The organism is Azospirillum sp. TSO35-2 (assembly GCF_003116095.1).
Lineage (GTDB): Bacteria > Pseudomonadota > Alphaproteobacteria > Azospirillales > Azospirillaceae > Azospirillum.
On the sequence record NZ_LGRA01000021.1, the window covers coordinates 2,478,916 to 2,500,549 of the forward strand.

Below are 21,634 nucleotides of genomic sequence, written 5' to 3' on the forward strand. Positions count from 1 at the left end.
TGCCTCCGATGAGCAGCCATGGCGGAGTTCAAGCCAGCAGCGGCGCCACCCAGCGTTTCAGGAACGCGTCCTCCGGCTCCGCCGTCACCACCAGAGGGCGGGCGGCCAACAGCAGTTGCAGCAAGGCGGTGTGCAGGTCCGTGCAGGCGGACAGGTCGACGCGGCGGGCCGGCGCCGCCTCCAGCCATTCGGCGAGCGGCAGCGCCTCGTCCACCGTGCAGGCGGCGTCGAAGCGGGCGGTGTCGGCGTCGTAGCGGATCGGCATCACAGAAGCTCCCGCAAATCGAGCACGAGAATCAGCCGGCCGTCGCCCAGCACCGCGGTGCCGGCGTAGCCGCGCAGGCCGCGCAGCACCCCGGTCATCGGGCGCAGCACCACGTCGGCGCGCTCGCCGACATCGTCCACCACGACGGCGACCGGGCCGTCGCCCAGTTCGGCCAGCAGCACGCAGTCGTCCGCCGGCTGCGGGCCGTCCCCAGGGCCGGCGTCCGGCTGGCCGAGCAGGCGGCGCAGGCGGACCAGCGGCAGGACACGGTCGCGCAGCACCACGCTTTCCGCCCGCTTGACCGCGCGGATGGCGGCGCGCGGCACGCGCTGGATGCCGCCGACCAGGGAGACGGGGACGCCGTAGAGGGCGCCGGCCGCCTCGACCACCACGACGCGGGTGATGCTGAGCGTCAGCGGCAGCGCCAGCCGCACCCGCGTGCCCTCGCCGACGGTCGAGGCGATCTCCACCCGGCCGCCGGCCCGCTCCACCGCGGCGCGCACTGCGTCCATGCCGACGCCGCGGCCGGACAGGTCGGAGACGCCGGAGGCGGTGCTGAAGCCAGGAGCGAAGACCAGCCGCACCGCGTCCTCGTCCGCCAGCGCCGCCGCGGCGGCGGCGTCGAGCAGGCCCTTGGCGACGGCAGCGCGGCGCATCGCCGCCGGGTCGATGCCGGCGCCGTCGTCGGACACCTCGACCACCACGCCGCCCTTGTCCTGGAAACCGCGGACCCGCAGCATCCCGGCCGTCGGCTTGCCGGCGGCGGCGCGGCGGTCCGGCGGCTCGATGCCGTGGTCCAGGCTGTTGCGGACCAGATGCAGCAGCGGCTCCCCCAGCACGTCGAGGATGTCCTTGTCGGCCTCCGTCTCCGCGCCCTCCAGCCGCAGATCGACCGTCTTGCCCAGCCGGCGGGCGGTGTCGCGGACCAGCCGGGGCAGCGGGTCGAAGACGCGGGACAGCGGCAGCAGCCGCAGGCGCAGGGCGGCGTGCCGCAAATCGCCGACCAGCGTGTCGAGCCGGGCGGCGAACGCCTTCAGGTCGCGGCCCACATCCCCGGCCCCCGGCTCCCGTTGGCCCGACCCGGCGTCGGCGCGGCGGACCAGCGGTCCAAGCTGTCCCTTCACCACCGCCAGTTCGCCGACCAGCGCCATCAGCGCGTCCACCCGCTCCGGCTCCACCCGCAGGGCGCGCCGGGGGGCGGGGGCGGCCGGCTCCAGAGCCATTGGCGGCGTCGGCGCGGCGGGCGACCGGGCCGCGACGACGAGGCGGCGCAGGGCCTCCGCGTCGGCGCAGGCGGCATCGACCGCCGGCCGCTCCACCGGGGTGCCGAGCGCGGCCAGGATGGCGGTGACCGCCCGCGCCACCGCGGCGCGGCGGGCGTCCCGCTCGGCGGCGCTGCCGGGAAGGTCGAGGATGCGCGCCTGCTCCTCCAGCATGTCGGTGGCCAGCGGATCCGCCGGAACGGGGCCGCCATGCGCGGGCGCGACCGTCACCGCGGCGATCCGCACCTGGTCGGGCACGCTGCGGAAGGCCGGCGCCACCGCCGCCACCGGAGCGCCGCTCAAGGCGCGGAAGCGCAGCAGGCAGCGGTAGGGGTCCAGCCCGGCCGGCGGCGGCAGCGGCGCCACCGGCTCGACCAGCAGCAGGCGCAGGTCGGGGATGCGGCGGCACAGCGCCAGCGGATCGTCGCCGGTGAAGAAGCATTCCGGATCGGGGGTGTAGTCGATCGCGGTCAGCGTCCCGCCGCCCGCCAGCCCGGCCACCCGGCGCTGGGCGTCGTCCAGCGCGTCCACCCAGGCAACGCCGGGTGGGTCGGCGACGGACGCCGCACCGGTTTCGCCACTCTCCAGCGCGCGGACCAACGGGTCAGCGGCGGCCGCCGCGTCGTCGGGCAGCGCGCCGGCGCTCTCCAGCGCCGCCACCCAGCGGGCGCACTGGTCGAGCGCGCGGAACAGCCGGTCGGCCAGCTCCGGCGTCATCGTCCGGCCGCCGTCGCGCAGCAGCGACAGCGTGTCCTCGCCGGCATGGACCAGCCGGGTGAAGGGCGCCATGGCGAACAGGGCGCTGGAGCCCTTCAGCGTGTGGAAGGCACGGAACAGCTCGTTCACCGCCTCGCGGTCGGCGGGATCGCGTTCCAGCGCCAGCAGGGCGGCGCCGGCCGCCTCCAGCAGGTCCTGCGCCTCGACGATGAACTGGTCGAACAGCTCGCTCACGCTGCGCCCTCCACCGGGGAGACGGCCGTGGACACAGGTCGCCCGGTCAGCAGCCGCGCCGCGCGGACCAGCGTCTCCGGCCGCGGCGGCTTGACGATGTACCAGTTGGCGCCGGCCAGCAGCGCCTGCTCGCGGTCGCTGTCCTTCGATTCGGTGCTGATCATGATGGCGGGCACGTCGCGCAGCGCCGGGTCGCGGCGCAGGACGCGCAGCATGGTGTAGCCGTCCATCTTGCGCATGTTGACGTCGACGATCACCAGATCGGGCGGCACGGCCATCGCCCGTTCCAGCCCCTCGATCCCGTTCACCGCCTCGTCGACGACGAAGCCGTCGGCCTCCAGCACGCGGCGGCTGAAGGCGCGGACGGTCACGGCGTCGTCGACCACCAGCACGCGGGGGCCGCTTGCGGTCTGGCTCATGGCGTGCCTCCGTCCGCCGGTTTCTGGTAGAGGATGGCGTCGGGGAAGCGGCGCGGGACGAACAGGGACGACATGCGGCTCATGCTTTCCGAATGGCCGAGACAGATGAAGCCGTTGGGCGCCAGTGCATCGTAGAACATCGCCGCCGCCTCCCGCCGGCCGAGATCGTCGAAATAGATCAGCAGGTTGCGGCAAAAGATCACGTCGATCCCGCGAAAACCGCGGACCTGCTGCGGATCGGCGATGTTGACCAGCGAGAAATCGACGGACTCCCGCAGCTCCTCGATGATCCGCCAGCGCGGGGCCCCGACCGCCGCCCCGCCCGGCTGCGGCGGGCGCACGGGCTGGAAATACTTGGCGCGGAGATGAGCCGGCAGCCCCTGGAGGGCGCGTTCGTCATAGACGCCCTCGCGCGCCCGGTCCAGCACGGCGCTGTCGATGTCCGACGCCAGCAGCTCGATCTCGTACTCGTCCACCCGCTTCCAGTGTTCCAGCAGCATGATCGCGATGGAATAGGGTTCTTCCCCGGTGGCGCAGCCGGCCGACCAGATGCGCAGCCGCGACCCCGGCGGCCGGTTGCGCACCAGCTCGTCCAGCACCGAGGTGACGAGGCAGTCGAGCTGGTACTTCTCGCGGAAGAAATAGGTCTCGTTGACCGTCATCAGGTTGACGAGCCGCTGCAGCTCCTCGCCCGACGCCTGGAAGCGCAGCAGGTTCATGTAGCCGCGCAGGTCCGGCGTGCCGACCGCCTGCATGCGGGCGGCGACCCGGCGGTCGACGAAATAGCGCTTGGCCTCGGTGAAGGACAGGCCGGTGCGGTCGCGCAGGAAGGCGCACAGCGTGGCGTAGTCCTCCGGCGACAAGCCGGCGGAGTCGGAGAGGGGATTGGCGGCGTCGGAGGACTCGGACACGCGTGCTCACCCGCCCCGGAAGCTGGATCGCGCCGCGTCGACGGCGAAGGCGACGAAGGGATCGTCGGGGAAGCGGCGGGACAGCCGCTCCAGGCTGGACAGCGCCTCCGGGCTGCCGGCCTCGGCCAGCGCCTCGACCGCGGCAAGGCCGACATTGACGTCGGCGTCGCGCTCCAGCACCGCCGTCAGCCAGTCCGCCCGGCCGGGATGGGCCAGCCCGCCCAGCCCCTGCACCGCGAAGATCCGCAGGTCGGGGTCGGCGTGGTCGAGCAGCGGCAGCAGCGCCGGGGCGGCCACCTCCGCCGGCATCTGCTGCAGGCTTTCCAGCGCGGCGTTGCGCAGGGCGGCGTCCTCGCGGTCGAGGAAGGGGACCAGCGCCGCCGCCGCCGCCGGCGTGGCGATGCGGGCGAGCGCGGTCAGGATCGCCTCGCGCACGCCGGCGTCCGCCTCGCCCTCCAGCCGGCCGGCGAGGGTCGCGACCGCCTCCGGCCGCCGGTCGGGTCCATGCCCCAGCGCGTGGGCGGCCAGCCGCCGCGCCGCCGGGTCGGCGTCGTTCAGCGCGGCGAGCGGGTCGGCAGTCCGTGGGTCAGCGGTCCGTGGGTCAGCGGTCCGTGGGTCGGGGGCACCGGCCGGCGCGTCGCCCACCGGGGGTGCGCCGGTCTTCTTCTTCACCAGTCCCATCGCGTTCCCCTACTCCGCCCGTTTCATGATCGGCGCCAGCCAACGGGTCAGTTGCCCGGCGATGCGGTCCGACGGCAGCACCACGCTGGCGCCGCCGCGGCGGATCAGCTCCTGCGGCATGCCGAAGACGACGGCGCTGTCCTCCGACTCCGCGATGGTGCGGCCGCCGCGGCGGCGCAGCTCCGCCATCGATTCGGCGCCGTCGTTGCCCATGCCGGTCAGCAGCACGCCGACCAGCCGGTCCGCCGGCAGCAGGCGCAGGGCGCTGGCGACCAGCCGGTCGGTGTTCGGGTGCCAGGGCCGGTCGGCCGAGGGCGGGACGCTGACCGCCTGCAGCCGCCCGCCGCGCCGCGCCAGCTCGACGTCGGCGCCGCCGCGGGCGATGCAGACCATCCCCGGCTCCAGCACCGCCGCCCGCGTCGCCTCCACCACCCGCAGGGCGCACATCTCGTCCAGCCGGCGCGCCAGCGTCATGGTGAAGGCGACGGGCATGTGCTGCGCCACCACCACCGGCCAGGGAAAGCCGGCGGGCAGGGCCGGCAGGATGTCCTCCAGCGTGCTCGGCCCGCCGGTCGACACGCCGACCAGCACGACGCCCTCCCCGCTCCCGGCACGCTCGGCCGGTGGGATGGGGAGTGGCACCGGTTCCGGCGCCACGAAATCCTCGCCGGCGATGCGGGCGCGGGCCAGCCGCAGCCGTTCGCGCAGGCCATGCACCCGGCGCGGCCGGGACGAGGCGGCGGCGCGCACCGTCTCGACCAGCGCATCGCCGATGCGGCCGATGGTGCCGGCCGGCTTCTGCACCGCCTCCACCGCGCCCAGCCGCAACGCCTCCAGCGTCTCGTCCGCCCCGGCGGCGGTCAGGGCGGACACCATGACCACCGGCTTGGGATGCTCGACCATGATGCGGGCGAGGCAGGCCAGCCCGTCCATGCCCGGCATGGTGACGTCCAGCGTCACCACGTCGGGGTCCCAGACCGGCAGGCGGGCCAGCGCCTCCTCCCCGGTCGCCGCGGTTTCCACCTGGAAACCGGCGCCGGTCAGCAGCTCCGCGATGCGGCGGCGCATCAGCGCGGAGTCGTCGACCACCAGAACCTTCACCATGCCCCGCCCTTCGCCCATCGGTTCGCGTCTCAACCGGCGGCGGCGAGCAGGCCGGTCAGACGGTCCATGTCGAGCAGGCTGTCGGCGTCCATCAGCAGGATCAGGCGCGAGGCGCCGCCCCGGTCGCCCTGGTCCAGGGTGGCGACCCGGCGGATCAGGCGGCGCTGCGCCTCCGACACCGAGGGCGCCGGGCCGATCCGCTCCGGCGGGATGGCCAGCAGGCCCGACAGGCCGTCCACCAGCAGCCCGACCCGCGTGGCGTCGTCCCGTCCGACCACCACCACCCGGCCGCGGTCGGCCTCGCCGGCGGCGGCGGGCAGGTGGAGCAGGCGGCGCTGGTCGATCAGCGGCAGCACCTCGCCGCGCAGGGTCAGCACGCCGGTGACGAAGTCGGGGGCGTTGGGCAGCGGCGTCGGCGTGTCCGGCCGGCGCAGCACCTCGCGCACCGCGGCGACCGGCAGGCCGTATTCCGCGCCGGCCAGCCGGAAGACGACGAAGCGTTCGGCGGCGGAAACCCCATCGCCGGATCGTGACGGCTCCATCGCTTCCCCTTCCTCCGCCGCACCGGCGTCACCCGGGCCGGAATGTCCAAGGCCGGCACCGTGGCGGAACAGCCGCTCGGCCGACAGAACCGACAACAGCCGGTGGCCGTCCCCCATTCCGGGAGAATCGGCGCGGGCGATGCCGTCGAGATCCTCGAACTCCGGCTCGCGGGCGAGCAGCGGCGGCACCGGGTCGATCCGGGCAGGGTCGAGCCGCAGGATCTCCCGCACCTCGTCCACCATCACCCCGACCGGCGCCCGGTCCCGCCCGGCCCGCACCACCACGACGCGGCGGTCAATGCCGGCGGGGTCGCCCCCACGGTCCAGCCCGAACAGGGCGCGCAGCCCGACCAGGGGCAGCAGCCGGTCGCGCACCGACATCACCCCCAGCAGATGCGCCTTGGCCTTGGCCATGCGGGCGACGGCGTCCGGCGCCGGCAGCACCTCGCGCACCCGCTCCACCGGCAGGGCGAATTCCTGGCCCGCCACGGCGAACACCAGCAAGGCGACGGTTTCGCGTCCGGCCTCCTGCCCGGCGGACAGGCCGGCGGACAGACCGGCGGCGGACGGGCCGCCGAAGCCGCGCGCCGGGCCGGCGGTGCGCTCGGCCTCCAGCGCGCCGAACTGGCGGTCGATCAGCGCGTCCAGCTTCAGGATGGTGGCGGGGCCGTCGCGCAGCACGCCGTCCAGCAGCGCGGTGTCGAGGCCGCCACCTTCTCCCGAATCCCCTCCCCCGCTCTCTCCCTTGGCCACCGGGTCGATGCGGTCGGCGGCAACGCGCAGCAGCCCGGCCATGGCGTCGACCCGCAGCCCGATCGGCTGGCCGCGATGCCCGACCAGCACGACGCGGGCCTCGCGCGTGGCGGCCGCAGCGCCGCCGGGTTGCCCCAGCGCGCGGGCGAGGTCGAGCACCGGCACCGCCTCGCCGTGCCATTGGGCCAGACCGTCCAGGCTGGACGGCCCCAGCGGGATGCGGACGAGGTCCGGCAGGCGGATCACCGCGCGCACCGCCGCCAGCGGCAGGGCAAGGCGCAGGCCGCCGACCGCCACCACCAGGAAGGCGAGGCGGTCGTCCGCGACCGTCGGGCCTTCGGCTGCACCTTCGAGGGCTGGGCTGGGGGCGGGGGAAGCGGTCACGCCACGCCCAGCAGGCTGTCGGCCATCGCCGCGATCTCCTCGATGGCGGAGGCCAGCTCTTCCGCTCCCTTGGCCTGTTCGCGGGCGGCCTTGGCCGCTTCGGTGCCGGCGAGGTTGGCGGCGGCGGCGGCGGTGGCCACCTGCTCGACGCCGACGCGGGTTTCGCGCAGGGCGCCGATGGTCTCGTCGGCGGCCTCCAGGATCTCGCGGCTGCCGGCGGTCACCACCCGCAGTTCCTGCGCCCCGGCGGTCAGGGTGACGCCGAAGGCGCGGTGGCGCGCCGTCTCCGTCACGGCGACGGTGGCGACGTCGTCGATGTCGCGGCGCACGCGCAGCATCTGGTCCTGGATGTCGCGGACGATGTCCTTCACCCGCTCGGCGCTCTCGGCGCTGTCGCCGGCCAGCTTGCGGATGTCGCCGCTGACCACGGTGAAGCCGCGGCCATACTCGCCGGCCCGCGCCGCCTCGATGGAACCGCTGACCGCCAGCATGCCGGTCTGGATGGCGACGGTGGCGATGGCGTCGACCACCTTGTCGATGCGCCGGCCGATCCGCTCCAGCGCGTCCAGCCGTTCGCCGGCGCGGCGGGAGGACTCGATCGCCTCCATCATCCCGTCGGCGAGGCGGCCGATGGTGTCGCGCGTCCCGCCCAGCAGCTTTTCCATCCCGGTGGTGCGCTCGACCGAATCGCGGGCGCGGCCGGCGGCCAGCGTGGCGGCGGCGTCGATCTCGGCGATGGCGGAGGCGAGCTGGTGGGTGGCGGCGCTCTGCGCCTGGGCCCCGCCGGAGATCTGGCCGATCGCCGTCATGATCTGGGCGGCGGCGCGGTTGATCTCCTCGATGGCGGCCGACAGCTCCTCCGCCGCCGACGCCAGCTCGTCGGCGGTGGCGGCGATGTCGGCGCCGCCACCGCCATCGCGGCCGTCGGACAGCTCGTCCGCCAGCTCCGACAGCTGGCCGGCGGCGCGCTGGCTCTGGTTCAGGGCCACCGTCTGCTCGCCCACCGTCTTCAGCGCCTCTTCGGCGGCGGCCGACTGCTCCTCGGCGCTCGAGGCGATGGTCTCCGCCCCGCGCAGCGCCTCGCGCGCCGCCTGATCGGCCTCCACCGCGGCGCGGATCGTCTCCTGCGCGCCCTGGACGATGGCGGTCATGTCGGCGCCGACGCTTTCCAACTGCTCGACGATGCTGCGGCCGCGCGCAACCTCGGCCTTCGCCGCGTCGGACGAGGCGACGATGCCGGCGGCGATGGCGGCGACCGCCTCCTGGATCTCGCCGACCATCGCCTGGATGTCGTTGGCGCTGCGCTCCGACCGTTCGGCGAGCGCCTGCACCTCGTCGGCGACGACGGCGAAGCCCTTGCCGGCGTCCCCGGCGCGCGCCGCCTCGATGGCGGCGTTCAGCGCCAGCAGGTTGGTCTGGTCGGCGATGGCGGCGACGCTCTGCACGATGGTGCCGATCTGCGCCGCCTGGGCCTCCAGGTCACGCACCAGCCGGACCGACGCCTCCTGCCGTTCGGCGGCGCGGACGATGCCGTCGACCGAGGCCATGATCTGGCCGCTGACGTCCTTCAGCGTGGCCTGCAGCGTTTCCACCCGCAGCACCGCCTGTTCGGCGGTGGCGCGCGTCCGGGTCAGCAGCTCCGACGCCCGGCCGATCATGCGCTGCGACTGCTGGGTGGCGCTGGCCGATTCCTCCGCCCCGGCGGCGATCTGCTCCATCGCCCGGCGCAGTTGCTCCGCGGCGGCGGCGGCCTCGGCGACGCCGCTCGCCAGCTCGGTCGAGGCGGCGGCGATGCCGGTCGCGGCCTGCCGGCGGCGCTGGTCGGCGCGCGCCTTGCGGCGCTGCGGGGTGTTCGCCCGGCCGGCGGACGGGCGGGCCGCGCCGTCCATCCCGCCGTCCATCCCGCCGTCGGTGGCTCCGGCGGTTCCGGCGCCGGTGTCCTCCGGACCGGCTTCGGCGGTGCCGCCGGCCTTGGCCCGCGCGCTGCTTGCCGTGTCGATCTTCGTCTTCTTGATCAGTGCCATGTCCGTTCCCGTGTCCGTCCGTCCCCGGCCCGGCCTCATCGGCCGGTCTTCGACCGCATCCCGGCCTCTTACGCCACCACCCGCCCAATGTAGCGGCCCAGCGCCGCCTGCAGCGCCCCGGCCGATTCGGCGTCGAGCAGCAGGACCACGCGCCCCCGCACCGTCCCGCCGTCCGCCTCGACCCGCAGGTCGACATGGAACAGCACCGCGGCGGCCCCGGCGGCATCCCCCATCGCGGCGGGTGCGTCGCCGGCCGACCGCAGGATCGCCGCGGCGGTCCCGCGATGCAGCGCCGGCAGGCCGGTGTCGATGACGCCGCCCAGCAGGTTGGCGACCTGGGCGAGCGCGCTGTTCAGCACGACGTTGCCCAGCTCCGCCAGCACCTCGTCCTCCAGCGCCGGGACATCCTCGGCCGGAACGTCGGCGGGCAGCGCCGCCCGCACCAGCGCCAGGCTGCCGTCCTGCGGCACCACCAGCAGCGCGCAGCCGGCGAACAGGCCGCCGCCCAGCCGTTCCGAGATGCCGACCAGCGTGGCCGGCGGCGTCCGGGTCGACGCGGCCGAGCCCAGCAGCGCCCGGTCCAGCAGCGCCGCCACGTCGGCCGGCGGCACCATCTCCACCGACGGCACCGACAGCGTCACCAGCCCGCCCAGCATGCGGCCGAGCGCGGTCGACGCCTTGCCGATGCCGATGTTGCCGAGTTCGGCGAGGGCGTCGCGCTCCAGCTCGCTCAGCATGGGGGCACGGTCACTCCTGGGCTGCGCGGCGGCGCGGCAGGGCGGTGGAGTTCAGGAAGCGGCTGACCTGCTCCTCCTCCAGCGGCTTCGGCATGAAGGCGGCGCCGAGCGCGCGGATGCCCGACACCACCGCGTCCTGCGCGTTGGCGGTGATGACGGCGATGTGGACCTCCGGGTGGGTCTGGCGCAGCTTCGCCGCGGTGTCCACACCGTTGTCGCCGGGCATATTGTAATCGATGATCGCGACATCGACCGGGGCTTCATTCAGCTTCTGAAAGAGTTCGGCGCCGTTCGCCGCCTCCAGAACCGACCAGTCGGGCTTGTTGCGCAAGATCATCGCCCGCACATGCATACGTGAGAGCTTACTATCGTCTACAATGATTGCCGTCTTACTCAAGATATAGGCCTTCTGGGTAAAGCAGGACGTCAGACGTCGCATTTTCACGCAAGTATACAGCATGGTTTGCGGCACGCCAGCTTTTCACCGGCTCCATCGTCAACCGTATCGAATGCGCTTGCGCTCATGAACCGGTCCGGCGGCCGGGATTTGACCGCCAAGCGGCGGTCCGGTCATGCTATCGAGGGTGGGCGGGGACCGCCGCCCGCCCCAACCCGGACACCCGCCCGCCCATGCCGCCGCCCGCCGCCACCGCCGCCCGCATCGCCGCCCGTCTGGGCGAGGCGCTGGCCCGCCACCGCGCCGGCGATCTGGCCGGGGCGGAGCAGGGCTACCGCGCCGTGCTGGCCGCCGACGACGGTCACCGGGAGGCGCTGCACCTGCTGGGCGTGCTGCACCACCAGCAGGGCCATGACGAGGAGGCGGTGCGGCTGATCGGCCGCGCCATCGAGCTCGGCAGCACGGGCAGGCGCGGCGGGGTGGCGGAGCATCACGCCAATCTGGGGCTGGCGCTGCACGCGCTGGGCCGGCTGGAGGAGGCGGAGGCCGCCTACCGCCAAGCGCTCGCCCTGCGCGAGCCCTACCCGGAGGCGCACAACAGCCTGGGCAGCGCGCTTCAGGAGATGGACCGGCTGGCGGAGGCCGCGACCCACTACCGCCGGGCGCTGGCGCTGCGCGGCGACTATGCGGAGGCCTGGGCCAATCTCGGCACCCTGCTGCGCGCCCAGGACGATTATGCGGAAGCGGAGGCGGCGCTGCGCCATGCCCTGCGGCTCGACCCCGGCCACGCCGTCGCGCTTACCAACCTCGGCGTCGTGCTGAAGGAGACCGGCCGCGCGGCCGAGGCGGAGGCCGCCCACCGGGAGGCCCTGCGCCTCGCCCCCGACGACGCCGAGACGCTGGTGAACCTCGCCCTGCTGCGCGAGGCGCAGGGGCAGGGCGACGAGGCCGAACGGCTCTATCGCGCGGCGCTGGAGCGCGCGCCCGGCTTCGCGCTGGCGCGCTGGAACCTCGCGCTGCGGCTGCTCGGCCAGGGTCAGCTGGCGGAGGGGCTGGAGCAGTATGAGGCGCGCTTCGCCTCCCGCCGTGTCTCGGCCGGACGGAACCTCGCCCTGCCGGTCTGGGATGGGCGGCCGGGCGCGCGGGTCCTGGTCTGGCGCGAGCAGGGGCTGGGCGACGAGCTGATGTTCGGCACCGCCCTGCCCGATCTGGCCAACAGGATTCTGGCGGACAGGATGGACCCCGGATCGCTGGTGGTCGAGGTCGACGCGCGGCTGGTCGGGCTGGTCGGCCGCGCCCTGCCCGGCGTCACCGTCCGGGCGGAAACCGCCTCGTCCATGGACGCCGACGCCCATCTGCCGATGGGGTCGCTGCCCCGGCTGCTGCGGCGTGGCCTTGCCGATTTTCCGGTGCGCACGGCGTGGCTGGCGCCCGATCCGGCGCGGGCGGCGGCGTGGCGGGACCGGCTGGCGGCGCTCGGGCCGGGTCTGCGCGTCGGCCTGTGCTGGGGCAGCCAGAACACGCTGGGCGAGCGCAAGAACGCCTACACCACGCTGGCCGACTGGGCGCCGCTGCTGACCCTGCCCGGCCTGACCCCGGTCACCCTGCAGTATGACGGGCGCGAGGCCGAGATCGCGGCGGCCGAGGCGCGGTTCGGCGTCACCATCCATCGCTGGGCCGACAGCGACCTGAAGAACGATTTGGAGGGCGTGGCGGCGCTGATCAGCCAGCTCGACCTCGTGGTGACGGTGGCGAGTTCGGTCGGCGAGATGGCCGGGGCGCTGGGGGTGCCGGTCTGGCGCTTCGGCGGGCCGGGCGACTGGACCGCGCTCGGCACCGGGGTGCGGCCGTGGTTTCCGTCGATGCGGCTGTGGAGCGCCGGTCCCGGCGAAACCCTGCCCAACCTGCTGGACCGCATCGCCGCCGAGATCCGCCGGATGGCGGTTCCCCCTGCCCTAGCCCCGGCCCCACCGATCACCGCTTGGCTGGTCGAGGCGCAGGCGCTGCACGACAGCGGGCGCTGGCCGGAGGCGGAAAAAGCCTACCAACGCATCCTCGACCAGGGCGGCGAGGTGCCGGCGGCGCTGGAGGGCTATGGCCGGCTCGGCCAGGACGCCGGGCGGCCGGACATCGCCGTCACCCTGCTGACCCGCGCCCTGGCGGTCGAGCCGACCGCCGGCCGGCACAAACGGCGGGCCGAGGCCCACCAGCGGATGGGCGCCCTGGCGGAGGCGGAGGCCGACTGGCAGGCCGCCGCCGCGCTCGACGGCAGCGACGTGGAGGCGCTGGGCAATCTCGGCGCCCTGCTGCTCACCCGCGGCGCGGCGGCGGACGCGGCGGCGGTGACGGCCAAGGCGCTGCGCCACGCGCCGGACCATGCCGGCCTGTGGGCCAACGCCGGGCTGGCGCGGCAGGCGGCGGGGCAGGATGGCGGGCCGGCCTTCCGCCGGGCGGTGGCGCTGGACCCGGCGTTGACGGAGGCGTGGACCGCCTTGTCCGCCGACGCGCTGCACGATCACGCCAGCGATCGGGCCGCCACGGCGGAAAGTGCGGCGCGGCGGGCGCTGACCCTCCGTCCCGGCGACCCGGCGGCGGCGAGCAACCGCGGGCTGGCCTGCCTGACGCTCGACCGCCCGGCCGAGGCGGTGGACAGCCTGCGCGTCGCGTTGCGCTCCCGACCGGGCGACGCCGGGACGCTCGGCAACCTTGCCCTGGCGCTGGAGCGCACCGGGGACGGCAACGCCGCCGGGCTGGCGTGGTGGCGGGTGATCCTGCTGGAGCCTGGCGCGGGGGGCGGCTGGGCCGGGCTGGCCGACCTGCGGCAGCGCCAGGGGCGGCTCGACGCGGCGCTGAAGGGCTGGGGCCGGGCGCTGGCGGCCGAGCCGCGGCGGGCCGACTGGCGCTACAATCTGGGCAACGCCCTGCACGCCGCCGGCCGGCCGCTGGAGGCCGACACCGCCTACCGCCAAGCGGTGGAGGCCGATCCGGGCCTGACGCTCGCCGCCTTCAACCGCGGCTACGCGGCGCTGGCCCGCGGCGATCTGGCGGCGGGCTGGGCCGGGCTGGAGGCGCGCTTCGCCGCCGGGCAGGCGCTGCCCGACCGCCGCTTCCGCATTCCGGCCTGGGACGGCGGCGAGCTGAACGGACGGACCGTGCTGGTCTGGCGCGAGCAGGGGGTGGGCGACGAGCTGATGCACAGCTCCTGCTACGCCGCGCTGATCGCGCGGGCCGGCCGGGTGATCGTGGAGTGCGAGCCGCGGTTGGTGGCGCTGTTCGCCCGCTCCTTCCCGCAGGCGCTGGTGCGGGCGGCGACCGACGATCCGACGGACGCCGACTGCCACGTCGCCGCCGGGTCGCTGCCGCTGCGGCTGCGCGCCGGGCTGGCGGATTTCCCGGCACGGGCGGGGTGGCTGCGGGCGGATGCGGCGGCGGTGGAGCGGTGGCGGGGGTGGTTGGGGGGATTGGGTGGGTCAGGAAAGCAATGCCCCCTCAACCAAGGCCCCCTCCCTAGCCCTCCCCCGCTTCGCGGGAGAGGGAACTCCGCCGCTGCGCGATCAAGTCACGCCGACAAGCATCCTGCCCCCTCCCCCGCCGAAGGCGGGGGAGGGATGGGGAGGGGGCACCCACTGCACGGGCACCCGCCGCAAGAGCCCGCCCTCGCCGTCGGCCTCTGCTGGCGCAGCCGCTTCCGCAACGCGACGCGCGACGCCAGCTACGCCCCGCTGGCCGACTGGGCGCCGATCCTCGCCCTGCCAGGCCTGCGGCTCGTCAACCTGCAGTACGACGAGTGCGAGGCGGAGCTGGCCGAGGCGGAGGCCCGCTTCGGCGTCACCATCCACCGCCCGCCGCTCGACCTGATGAACGACCTCGACGGGGCGGCGGCGCTGACGGCGGCGCTCGATCTGGTGATCTCCGCCGGCACCTCGGTCGCCGAGATGGCGGGGGCGCTCGGCGTGCCGGTGTGGCGGATCGGGCCGGACGGCGACTGGACGGCGCTCGGCACCGGCTGCCGGCCCTGGTATCCGGCGATGCGGCTGTTCGCACCGCCGCCCGGCGGCACGCTCGGCGACGCGCTGGACGCCGCCGGGCGTGCTCTCATGGGCCTCAGAACGCCGGAACGACCGCGTTCTTGAACTTGGTGAGGATGAACTCCTTCACCTCGGGGCTGTTGTAGGCCTTCACCAGCTTGGCGACCCAGGGCTTGTCCTTGTCGGCCTTGCGCACCGCGATGACGTTGGCGTAGGGGCTGTCCGCCGCCTCCCGCGCGATGGCGTCCTTGACCGGGTCGATGCCGGCCTCCAGCGCGAAGTTGGTGTTGATGGCGGCGGCGGTCACGTCGTCCAGCGAGCGCGGCAACTGGGCGGCGTCCAGTTCGACGATCTCCAGCTTCTTCGGATTCTCGACGATGTCGATCGGCGACGCCTTGAGGGTGCCGCCGTCCTTCAGCTTGATCAGCCCCTTGGCCTGGAGCAGCAGCAGGACGCGGCCGCCGTTGGTCGGGTCGTTGGGGATGGCGAACTTGGACCCGGACGGCAGCTCCTCCAGGCTCTTGACCTTCTTGGAATAGATGCCGATCGGGTAGACCACAGTCTTGCCGACGCTGACCAGGTCGAAGCCGCGGTCCTTCACCTGATTGTCCAGGTAGGGCTGGTGCTGGAAGCTGTTGGCGTCCAGGTCACCGCCGGCCAGCGCCTGGTTCGGGATGACGTAGTCGGTGAACTCCAGGATCTGGATGTCCAGCCCGTCCTTGGCGGCGATCGGCTTCACCGCTTCCAGGATCTGGGCGTGCGGGCCGGCGGTGACGCCGACCTTGATGGTCTCGGCAGAAGCACCGAAGGCGATTGCCAGGGTGGCGGCGCCGGCCAGCAGGGAAGCCAGCGAACGGAAGCGCAGCATCTCGAACACTCCTCAGGATTTCAAATTGCGTTTGTTGACACGGCGGGCGATCCAGTCGCCCGTCGATTGAACGATCTGCACCAGCACGATCAGCACGACGACCACCGCCAGCATCACGTCGGGCAGGAAGCGCTGGTAGCCGTAGCGGATGCCGAGGTCGCCCAGGCCGCCGCCGCCGACCGCGCCGACCATGGCGGAAAAGCCGATCAGGCTGACCGCCGACAGGGTCAGGCCGGCGACGATGCCCGGCAGGGCTTCGGGCAGCAGGACCTTGCGGATGATCTGGAACGGCGTGGCGCCCATCGCCTGCGCCGCCTCCACCAGCCCGCGGTCGACCTCGCGCACCGCGTTCTCCACCACCCGCGCGATGAAGGGGGCGGCGGCGACGGTCAGCGGCACGATGGCGGCGGTGGTGCCGATGGAGGTGCCGGCGATCAGCCGGGTGAAGGGGATGATCGCCACCACCAGGATGATGAAGGGGGTGGAGCGGGTCATGTTGACCACCGCCCCCATCACCTTGTTGAAGGCGAAGTTCGGCAACAGCTCGCCCCGGCCGGTGACCGCCAGCGCCACGCCGACCGGCAGGCCGATCAGCGTGCCGATGGCGCCCGACACCACGACCATGTGCAGCGTGTCGACCAGCCCCTTGATCAGCAGGTCAATGATTTGCGGGGAGAGCATGGCCCAACACCTCGACGCCCAGATTGTTCTCTTTCACCAGATCGACGGCGGCACCGACGGTCGCGTCGTCGCCCAGCGCCTCCACCACCAGCGTGCCGAAGGGCGCGCCCTGGATCTCGTCGATCTGGCCGTGCCAGATGTTCAGGTCCAGCCCCAGCCGGCGGCTGATGGCGCTGATGACCGGGGTCGTCGCCTTCTCGCCGGTGAAGGTGATGCGCAGCACCGGGTTGCTGCCGGGACCGGGCTGTGGCGACAGCCGGTCGCGCAGGCTGTCGGGAATCCCGCGGTTGATGACGGGATCGACGAAGCTGCGGGTGGTGGGGTGCTTCGGGTGGGCGAAGATGTCGAACACCGGCCCCTGCTCGATCACCAAACCGTCTTCCATCACCGCGACCTTGTGGCAGATCTCCTTGATGACGGCGATCTCGTGGGTGATCAGCACGATGGTCAGGCCGAGCCGGCGGTTGATGTCGGCCAGCAGATGCAGGATCTGGGTCGTCGTCTCCGGATCGAGCGCCGAGGTCGCCTCGTCCGACAGCAGCACCTTCGGCTTGCTGGCGAGCGCGCGGGCGATGCCGACGCGCTGCTTCTGCCCGCCCGACAGCTCCGCCGGGTAGCGGTCGCGCTTGTCGGCCAGCCCGACGAGGTCGAGCAGCGGCTCCACGATCGTCCGGATCTCCGCCTTGGGCGTGCCGGCCAGTTCCAGCGGCAGCGCCACATTGTCGAAGACGGTGCGCGAGGACAGCAGGTTGAAGTGCTGGAAGATCATGCCGATCGAATGGCGGGCACGGCGCAGTTCCGCCGCCGACAGGGCGGTCATCTCGACGCCGTCGACCTGGACGCTGCCGCTGCTGGGCGTCTCCAGCAGGTTGATCGTGCGCAGCAGGGTGGATTTCCCGGCGCCCGACCGGCCGATGATCCCGAAGATCTCGCCGCGGCCGATGGAAAGGTCGATGTCCGCCAGGGCCCGGACCTGCGCCCCGCCGCCACGGGCGGGGTAGGTCTTGTGAATGTTTGTTAGCGTTATCATCTTTTGTTCGACAAAGGGGGACGTCCAGCGTCCCCCAATCCCTTCACCACGTCGGAATGATGGAACCGTTGAAGCGCGTTTCGATAAACTGCCGCACTTCGGGCGAACGATACAGCGCAATGAAGCGCTTGATGGTCGGGTCTTCCATGCGATCCTTGCGGACCGCCCAGATCAGGTTCCATTTGGACTGGTCGTCTTCCAGCAGCAGCGCCTTTTTCGGCTCCAGCCCGGCCAGCACGGCGTAGTTGAGGGTGATGACCGAAGCATCCACGTCGTCGAGGGAGCGCGGAAGCTGGGCCGCGTCCAGTTCGACCAGCTTGATGCCCTTCGGGTTCACGACGTCGGCGATGGTGGTGTTCAGACCGGCGCCGTCCTTCAGCCCGATCACCCCGGCCTTGGCCAGCAGGAACAGGGCACGGGCGCCGTTGGTCGGGTCGTTGGGGATGGAGACGCTGGCGCCCGGCTTCAGGTCGGCCAGCGCCTTCACCTTGCTGCTGTAGACGCCCATCGGCACCACGACGCTCTTGGCGACGGAGACGATGTCGTAGCCGCGCTGCTTCACCTGATTGTCCAGGAAGGGCTGGTGCTGGAAGTTGTTGGCGTCGATGTCGCCGGCCTGGAGCGCCGCGTTCGGCATGTTCCAGTCGGTGAACTCGATCACCTGCGCCTCGATGCCCTCCTTGGCCGCCAGCTTGGCGGTAAAGTCCAGGATCTCGCCATAGGGCCCGGCCGACACGCCGAGCTTCAGCGGGGCGGCAACGGCGGTGGCGGAGATCAGCAGCCCGGCGGCCAGCACCGCCGAGGTCAGGATGCGCTTCATGGGAACGTCCCTTTTCTTTCGTGTTTTTGTGGTGTCGGCTTTTCGTCGCGGCGGCGGACCGCTCAGCGCCGGCGCTGCGACAGGCGGTCGTACTGCTGGCGCGCGGCGCGCTGGGCCTGGCCGACGTTGCGGAACACCCGGCGGTCGAGGTCGCGGAACGCCCAATCGGCGGTGAAGAAGGTGAAGCCGCCGCGCTCGGCGACGACGATGCCGGCGGACCGGCCCTGGACTTCGATGGTGTAGGCGTTGGTCTGGGACATGGCGAAAGGCTCCCCACGGGCGCGGCCGGCCCTCGGCTCTGCGGGGCGGGCGGCGCGGCAACAATCGGATCGGGCGGATGGGCGGAACGGGCGCTGTGTCTTCAGGCCGCAGGTCAGCGGCAACACAGGCCCAGGCGCATCATGCAGGCCCGGGGAGCGATCCGAACGGCGTACGGGGAAGCGGGGGTTCGCAGGGTCATTCCGGTCTCTCCTTCTTGAAGAGGTCCACGACCGGCATCGTGGCGCTTTAGCGTTTGGTGACGCGGTGCAAGCTGCTGGGTTCAAATGGCCGCGGGATGCCCCGGCGGGGCGTCCATGGAATTTATCTACTTTCTTTATGGGGTTTCGTCAAAGGGAATTTTCATGGAATTTGTGAAATAGGTTATTGGACAAGAATAATACGCTATTTTCCGGTGCGCCCACGCCGACAGGTGACGGGCGCGCGGAATGTGCTATCTATCGCGTCGACGGTTCACCCGGGCTGCCCGCAATGGCCCCGGCGATCGATGCGAGGAGAGTGTTTTGTCCGCCGATACCAGCGCCCTGGGCTTGCCGGCCGCCGAGGTTCCTGTCGACGACCAGCTTGTGCTGGCCCTGCCCAAGGGCCGCATCCTGAAAGAGCTGCGCCCGTTGCTGACCCACGCCGGCATCCATCCGGAGCCGGCCTTCGACGACGACAAGAGCCGGCTTCTGCGCTTCGCCACCAACGTGCCGAACCTCAGCATCATCCGCGTCCGCTCCTTCGACGTGGCGACCTTCGTCGCCTTCGGCGCCGCCCATCTGGGCGTGGCGGGCAACGACGTGCTGATGGAGTTCGACTATCCGGAGATCTACGCGCCGCTCGACCTCGGCATCGGCGCCTGCCGCCTGTCGGTCGCCGAGCCGGTGGAGATGATGGAGGGCGACGATCCGTCGCGCTGGAGCCACGTCCGCGTCGCCACCAAATACCCGGAGGTGACCAAGCGTCACTTCGCCGCCCGCGGCGTCCAGGCCGAATGCGTCAAGCTGAACGGCGCGATGGAGCTGGCGCCGACGCTGGGCCTGTGCCGCCGCATCGTCGACCTGGTGTCCACCGGCTCGACGCTGAAGGCCAACGGCCTGGTGGAGGTGGAGCACATCGCCGACGTCACCTCGCGCCTGATCGTCAACCGCGCCGCCTTCAAGACGCGGACGGCCGAGATTTCGCAATGGATCGACAAGTTCCGGGAGGCGGTGGATGCCCGTCAGGCTTGATATTCGCGACACGGGTTTCCAGGCCGGGTTCGAGGCGCTGCTGCACGCCAAGCGCGAGGCGAGCGAGGATGTCCAGACCCTGGTCGCCGGCGTCATCGACGCGGTGCGCACCCGCGGCGACGCCGCGCTGGTCGACTACACCGCCCGCTGGGACCGGCTGGCGCTGACGCCGGACACCCTGCGCATCGGCCAGGACGAGATCGACGCCGCGACATCCAAATGCTCGGCCGAGACGCTGGCGGCGCTCGACCTCGCCGCCGCGCGGATCGAGGACTTCCACCGCCGCCAGATCCCGGAGGTCACCGACTACCGCGACGCCGCCGGCGTGCGGCTGGGCGCCCGCTGGACGCCGGTCGGCGCCGTGGGGCTCTATGTGCCGGGGGGCACCGCCTCCTACCCGTCGTCGGTGCTGATGAACGCCCTGCCCGCCAAGGTCGCCGGGGTGGAGCGCGTCGTCATGGTGGTGCCGACGCCGGACGGGGCGATCAATCCGCTGGTGCTGGCCGCCGCCAAGCGCTGCGGCATCACCGAGATCTACCGCATCGGCGGCGCCCAGGCGGTCGCGGCGCTGGCGCACGGCACGGCGACCATCCGGCCGGTCGACAAGATCGTCGGCCCCGGCAACGCCTTCGTCGCTGCCGCCAAGCGCCAGGTCTACGGGCTGGTCGGCATCGACAGCATCGCCGGCCCGTCGGAGATCCTGGTGGTGGCCGACGGCCGCAACAACCCGGCCTGGATCGCCATGGACCTGCTGTCGCAGGCGGAACACGACAGCTCGGCCCAGTCGATCCTGATCACCGACGATGCCGCGTTTGCCGACGCGGTCGCCGCCGCCGTGGACACCCATCTGGAGACGCTGCCGCGCGCCGCCATCGCCGGCGAGAGCTGGCGCGAGCATGGCGCCATCGTCCTGGTCGGCGACCTGACCGCCGACGCCCCGGCGCTGGTCGACCGGCTGGCGCCGGAGCATCTGGAACTGGCGGTGGACGACCCCGACGCGCTGGCTGGCCGCGTGCGCAACGCCGGCGCCATCTTCCTCGGCCGCTACACGCCGGAGGCCATCGGCGACTACGTCGCCGGGCCCAACCACGTCCTGCCGACGGCGCGCAGCGCCCGCTTCTCGTCCGGCCTCAACGTGCTGGACTTCATGAAGCGGACGACCTTCGTCGCCTGCGACGCCGACAGCCTGCGGGCGATCGGCCCGGCGGCGGTGACGCTGGCCAAGGCCGAGGGGCTGGACGCGCACGCGCGCTCGGTGGCCCAGCGGCTGCCCGGCGGCAACGGCTGAGCGACGGACGGAGACGGAAACGTGGCGACCACAGGCAAGCGGCGCATCACCCATGTGACGCTCGACGAGCGCACCGTCGTCCGGCGCAAGCCGGAGGTGGAGCACGAACGCGCCGTCGCCATCTTCGACCTGCTGGAAGACAACGAGTTCTGCCCCTGCGACCACGCCGAGGACGGGCCGTTCCACCTGCACCTGTCGATCGAGGACAACCGGCTGGTCTTCGACGTCCGGCGCGAGGACAGCAGCGAGCTGGAGAAGCTGACCCTGCCGATCACCGGGTTCCGGTCGATCGTGAAGGACTATTTCCTGATCTGCGAGAGCTATTACGCCGCGATCAAGCGGTCGACGCCCTCGCAGATCGAAGCCATCGACATGGGCCGCCGCGGCCTGCACAACGAGGGGTCCGAGATGCTGCGCGAACGGCTGTCCGGCAAGGTGGAGATGGACCTGCAGACCGCGCGCCGGCTGTTCACGCTGATCTGCGTTCTGCACATCCGCGGCTGACGGGGACGGGCGGCGCATGGCCATGGCGGCTCATCCGGTCCTCACCCCCTTGCCGGTCACCAGCGTGCTGTTCGCCTGCACCTACAACATGATCCGTTCGCCGATGGCGGCGGCGATGATGCGCCATTTCCACGGCACCCGCGTCTATGTCGATTCGGTCGGCGTGCGCGAGGGCGACGAGGTCGACCCCTTCGCCGTCGCGGTGATGGAGGAGATGGGCATCGACCTGTCCAAGCACCGCTGCCGCACCTTCGAGGATCTGGAAGACACCAACTTCGACCTGATCGTCTCGCTGTCGCCCGAGGCCCAACACCGCGCCATCGAGATGACGCGCACCATGGCCTGCGACGTCGAGTTCTGGAACACCTTCGACCCGACGCTGGTCGACGGCACCCGCGACGCCATGCTGGAGGCCTACCGGCAGGTGCGCGACGGGCTGCTGACCAAGCTGAAGCAGCGTTTCCCGCTGACCCGCGGCCCGACCGTCTGACC

The 21,634-nt window shown here is 72.7% G+C and carries 20 protein-coding genes; 5 read left to right on the plus strand and 15 right to left on the minus strand.

The window, feature by feature from the left end; genetic code table 11:
* Nucleotides 1–28: 28 nt before the first annotated feature.
* The 10 genes from TSO352_RS27345 to TSO352_RS27390 all read right to left on the minus strand — a co-directional run bounded on the left by TSO352_RS27345 (nt 29) and on the right by TSO352_RS27390 (nt 10,472).
* Complete coding sequence (locus tag TSO352_RS27345; RefSeq protein ID WP_109110225.1) at nt 29–265, minus strand: hypothetical protein; 237 nt, start codon at nt 263–265, stop codon at nt 29–31.
* The gene (locus TSO352_RS27350; protein ID WP_109110226.1) at nt 265–2,478 is read right to left on the minus strand and encodes a chemotaxis protein CheA; all 2,214 of its coding nucleotides are present in this window, start codon (nt 2,476–2,478) and stop codon (nt 265–267) included. Before TSO352_RS27350 ends, TSO352_RS27345 begins: the two co-directional genes overlap by 1 nt.
* Entirely contained in the window at nt 2,475–2,897 is a 423-nt protein-coding gene (locus tag TSO352_RS27355) for a response regulator (protein WP_109110227.1), read from the minus strand. The genes TSO352_RS27350 and TSO352_RS27355 overlap by 4 nt, the downstream gene beginning before the upstream one ends.
* On the minus strand, nt 2,894–3,808 hold the full coding sequence (locus TSO352_RS27360; RefSeq protein ID WP_109110228.1) for a protein-glutamate O-methyltransferase CheR: 915 nt from the start codon (nt 3,806–3,808) through the stop codon (nt 2,894–2,896). The genes TSO352_RS27355 and TSO352_RS27360 overlap by 4 nt, the downstream gene beginning before the upstream one ends.
* Before the next feature lie 6 nt (nt 3,809–3,814).
* Nucleotides 3,815–4,489, minus strand: a complete 675-nt coding sequence (locus TSO352_RS27365; RefSeq protein ID WP_109110229.1) for a HEAT repeat domain-containing protein — start codon at nt 4,487–4,489, stop codon at nt 3,815–3,817.
* Nucleotides 4,490–4,498: 9 nt separating this feature from the next.
* Nucleotides 4,499–5,593, minus strand: a complete 1,095-nt coding sequence (gene cheB, locus TSO352_RS27370; RefSeq protein ID WP_109110903.1) for a chemotaxis-specific protein-glutamate methyltransferase CheB — start codon at nt 5,591–5,593, stop codon at nt 4,499–4,501.
* A gap of 29 nt (nt 5,594–5,622) precedes the next feature.
* On the minus strand, nt 5,623–7,272 hold the full coding sequence (locus tag TSO352_RS27375) for a chemotaxis protein CheW (protein ID WP_109110230.1): 1,650 nt from the start codon (nt 7,270–7,272) through the stop codon (nt 5,623–5,625).
* Nucleotides 7,269–9,296 (minus strand): methyl-accepting chemotaxis protein, encoded by a 2,028-nt coding sequence (locus tag TSO352_RS27380; RefSeq protein ID WP_109110231.1) that lies wholly within the window; start codon nt 9,294–9,296, stop codon nt 7,269–7,271. The genes TSO352_RS27375 and TSO352_RS27380 overlap by 4 nt, the downstream gene beginning before the upstream one ends.
* A gap of 68 nt (nt 9,297–9,364) precedes the next feature.
* Nucleotides 9,365–10,033, minus strand: a complete 669-nt coding sequence (locus TSO352_RS27385) for a chemotaxis protein CheC (protein ID WP_109110232.1) — start codon at nt 10,031–10,033, stop codon at nt 9,365–9,367.
* 10 nt (nt 10,034–10,043) lie between these two features.
* A complete protein-coding gene (locus TSO352_RS27390) occupies nt 10,044–10,472 on the minus strand; it encodes a response regulator (protein ID WP_109110904.1) in 429 nt (142 codons plus the stop codon).
* 191 nt (nt 10,473–10,663) lie between these two features.
* On the opposite strand from TSO352_RS27390, the gene TSO352_RS27395 reads away from it, so the two are divergent.
* The gene (locus TSO352_RS27395; protein ID WP_109110233.1) at nt 10,664–14,563 is read left to right on the plus strand and encodes a tetratricopeptide repeat protein; all 3,900 of its coding nucleotides are present in this window, start codon (nt 10,664–10,666) and stop codon (nt 14,561–14,563) included.
* Here TSO352_RS27395 and TSO352_RS27400 read toward each other — a convergent pair.
* The 5 genes from TSO352_RS27400 to TSO352_RS27420 form a co-directional block, all read right to left on the minus strand.
* Complete coding sequence (locus TSO352_RS27400; RefSeq protein WP_109110905.1) at nt 14,535–15,326, minus strand: MetQ/NlpA family ABC transporter substrate-binding protein; 792 nt, start codon at nt 15,324–15,326, stop codon at nt 14,535–14,537. The genes TSO352_RS27395 and TSO352_RS27400 overlap by 29 nt on opposite strands.
* Nucleotides 15,327–15,338: 12 nt before the next feature.
* On the minus strand, nt 15,339–16,007 hold the full coding sequence (locus tag TSO352_RS27405; protein WP_109110234.1) for a methionine ABC transporter permease: 669 nt from the start codon (nt 16,005–16,007) through the stop codon (nt 15,339–15,341).
* Nucleotides 15,985–17,037, minus strand: a complete 1,053-nt coding sequence (locus tag TSO352_RS27410) for a methionine ABC transporter ATP-binding protein (protein ID WP_109110235.1) — start codon at nt 17,035–17,037, stop codon at nt 15,985–15,987. Before TSO352_RS27410 ends, TSO352_RS27405 begins: the two co-directional genes overlap by 23 nt.
* Before the next feature lie 43 nt (nt 17,038–17,080).
* Complete coding sequence (locus tag TSO352_RS27415; RefSeq protein WP_109110236.1) at nt 17,081–17,857, minus strand: MetQ/NlpA family ABC transporter substrate-binding protein; 777 nt, start codon at nt 17,855–17,857, stop codon at nt 17,081–17,083.
* A 62-nt stretch (nt 17,858–17,919) separates the two neighbouring features.
* Nucleotides 17,920–18,117, minus strand: a complete 198-nt coding sequence (locus TSO352_RS27420; RefSeq protein WP_109110237.1) for a hypothetical protein — start codon at nt 18,115–18,117, stop codon at nt 17,920–17,922.
* A 549-nt stretch (nt 18,118–18,666) separates the two neighbouring features.
* Here TSO352_RS27420 and hisG point away from each other — a divergent pair.
* Genes hisG through TSO352_RS27440 form a run of 4 tightly spaced genes read left to right on the plus strand, consistent with a single transcriptional unit; the run spans nt 18,667 to nt 21,632 of the window.
* Nucleotides 18,667–19,350, plus strand: coding sequence for an ATP phosphoribosyltransferase (gene hisG / locus TSO352_RS27425; protein ID WP_109110906.1), 684 nt, complete (start codon nt 18,667–18,669; stop codon nt 19,348–19,350).
* Nucleotides 19,334–20,638 carry a histidinol dehydrogenase gene (gene hisD, locus TSO352_RS27430; protein ID WP_109110238.1) on the plus strand — a complete coding sequence of 435 codons (1,305 nt, stop codon included), beginning with the start codon at nt 19,334–19,336 and terminating at the stop codon, nt 20,636–20,638. The genes hisG and hisD overlap by 17 nt, the downstream gene beginning before the upstream one ends.
* Nucleotides 20,639–20,659: 21 nt before the next feature.
* Nucleotides 20,660–21,142: a UPF0262 family protein gene (locus tag TSO352_RS27435; protein WP_109110239.1), complete on the plus strand. Its 483-nt coding sequence runs from the start codon at nt 20,660–20,662 to the stop codon at nt 21,140–21,142.
* A gap of 16 nt (nt 21,143–21,158) precedes the next feature.
* Nucleotides 21,159–21,632 carry a low molecular weight phosphatase family protein gene (locus tag TSO352_RS27440; protein WP_109110240.1) on the plus strand — a complete coding sequence of 158 codons (474 nt, stop codon included), beginning with the start codon at nt 21,159–21,161 and terminating at the stop codon, nt 21,630–21,632.
* Nucleotides 21,633–21,634 lie beyond the last annotated feature (2 nt).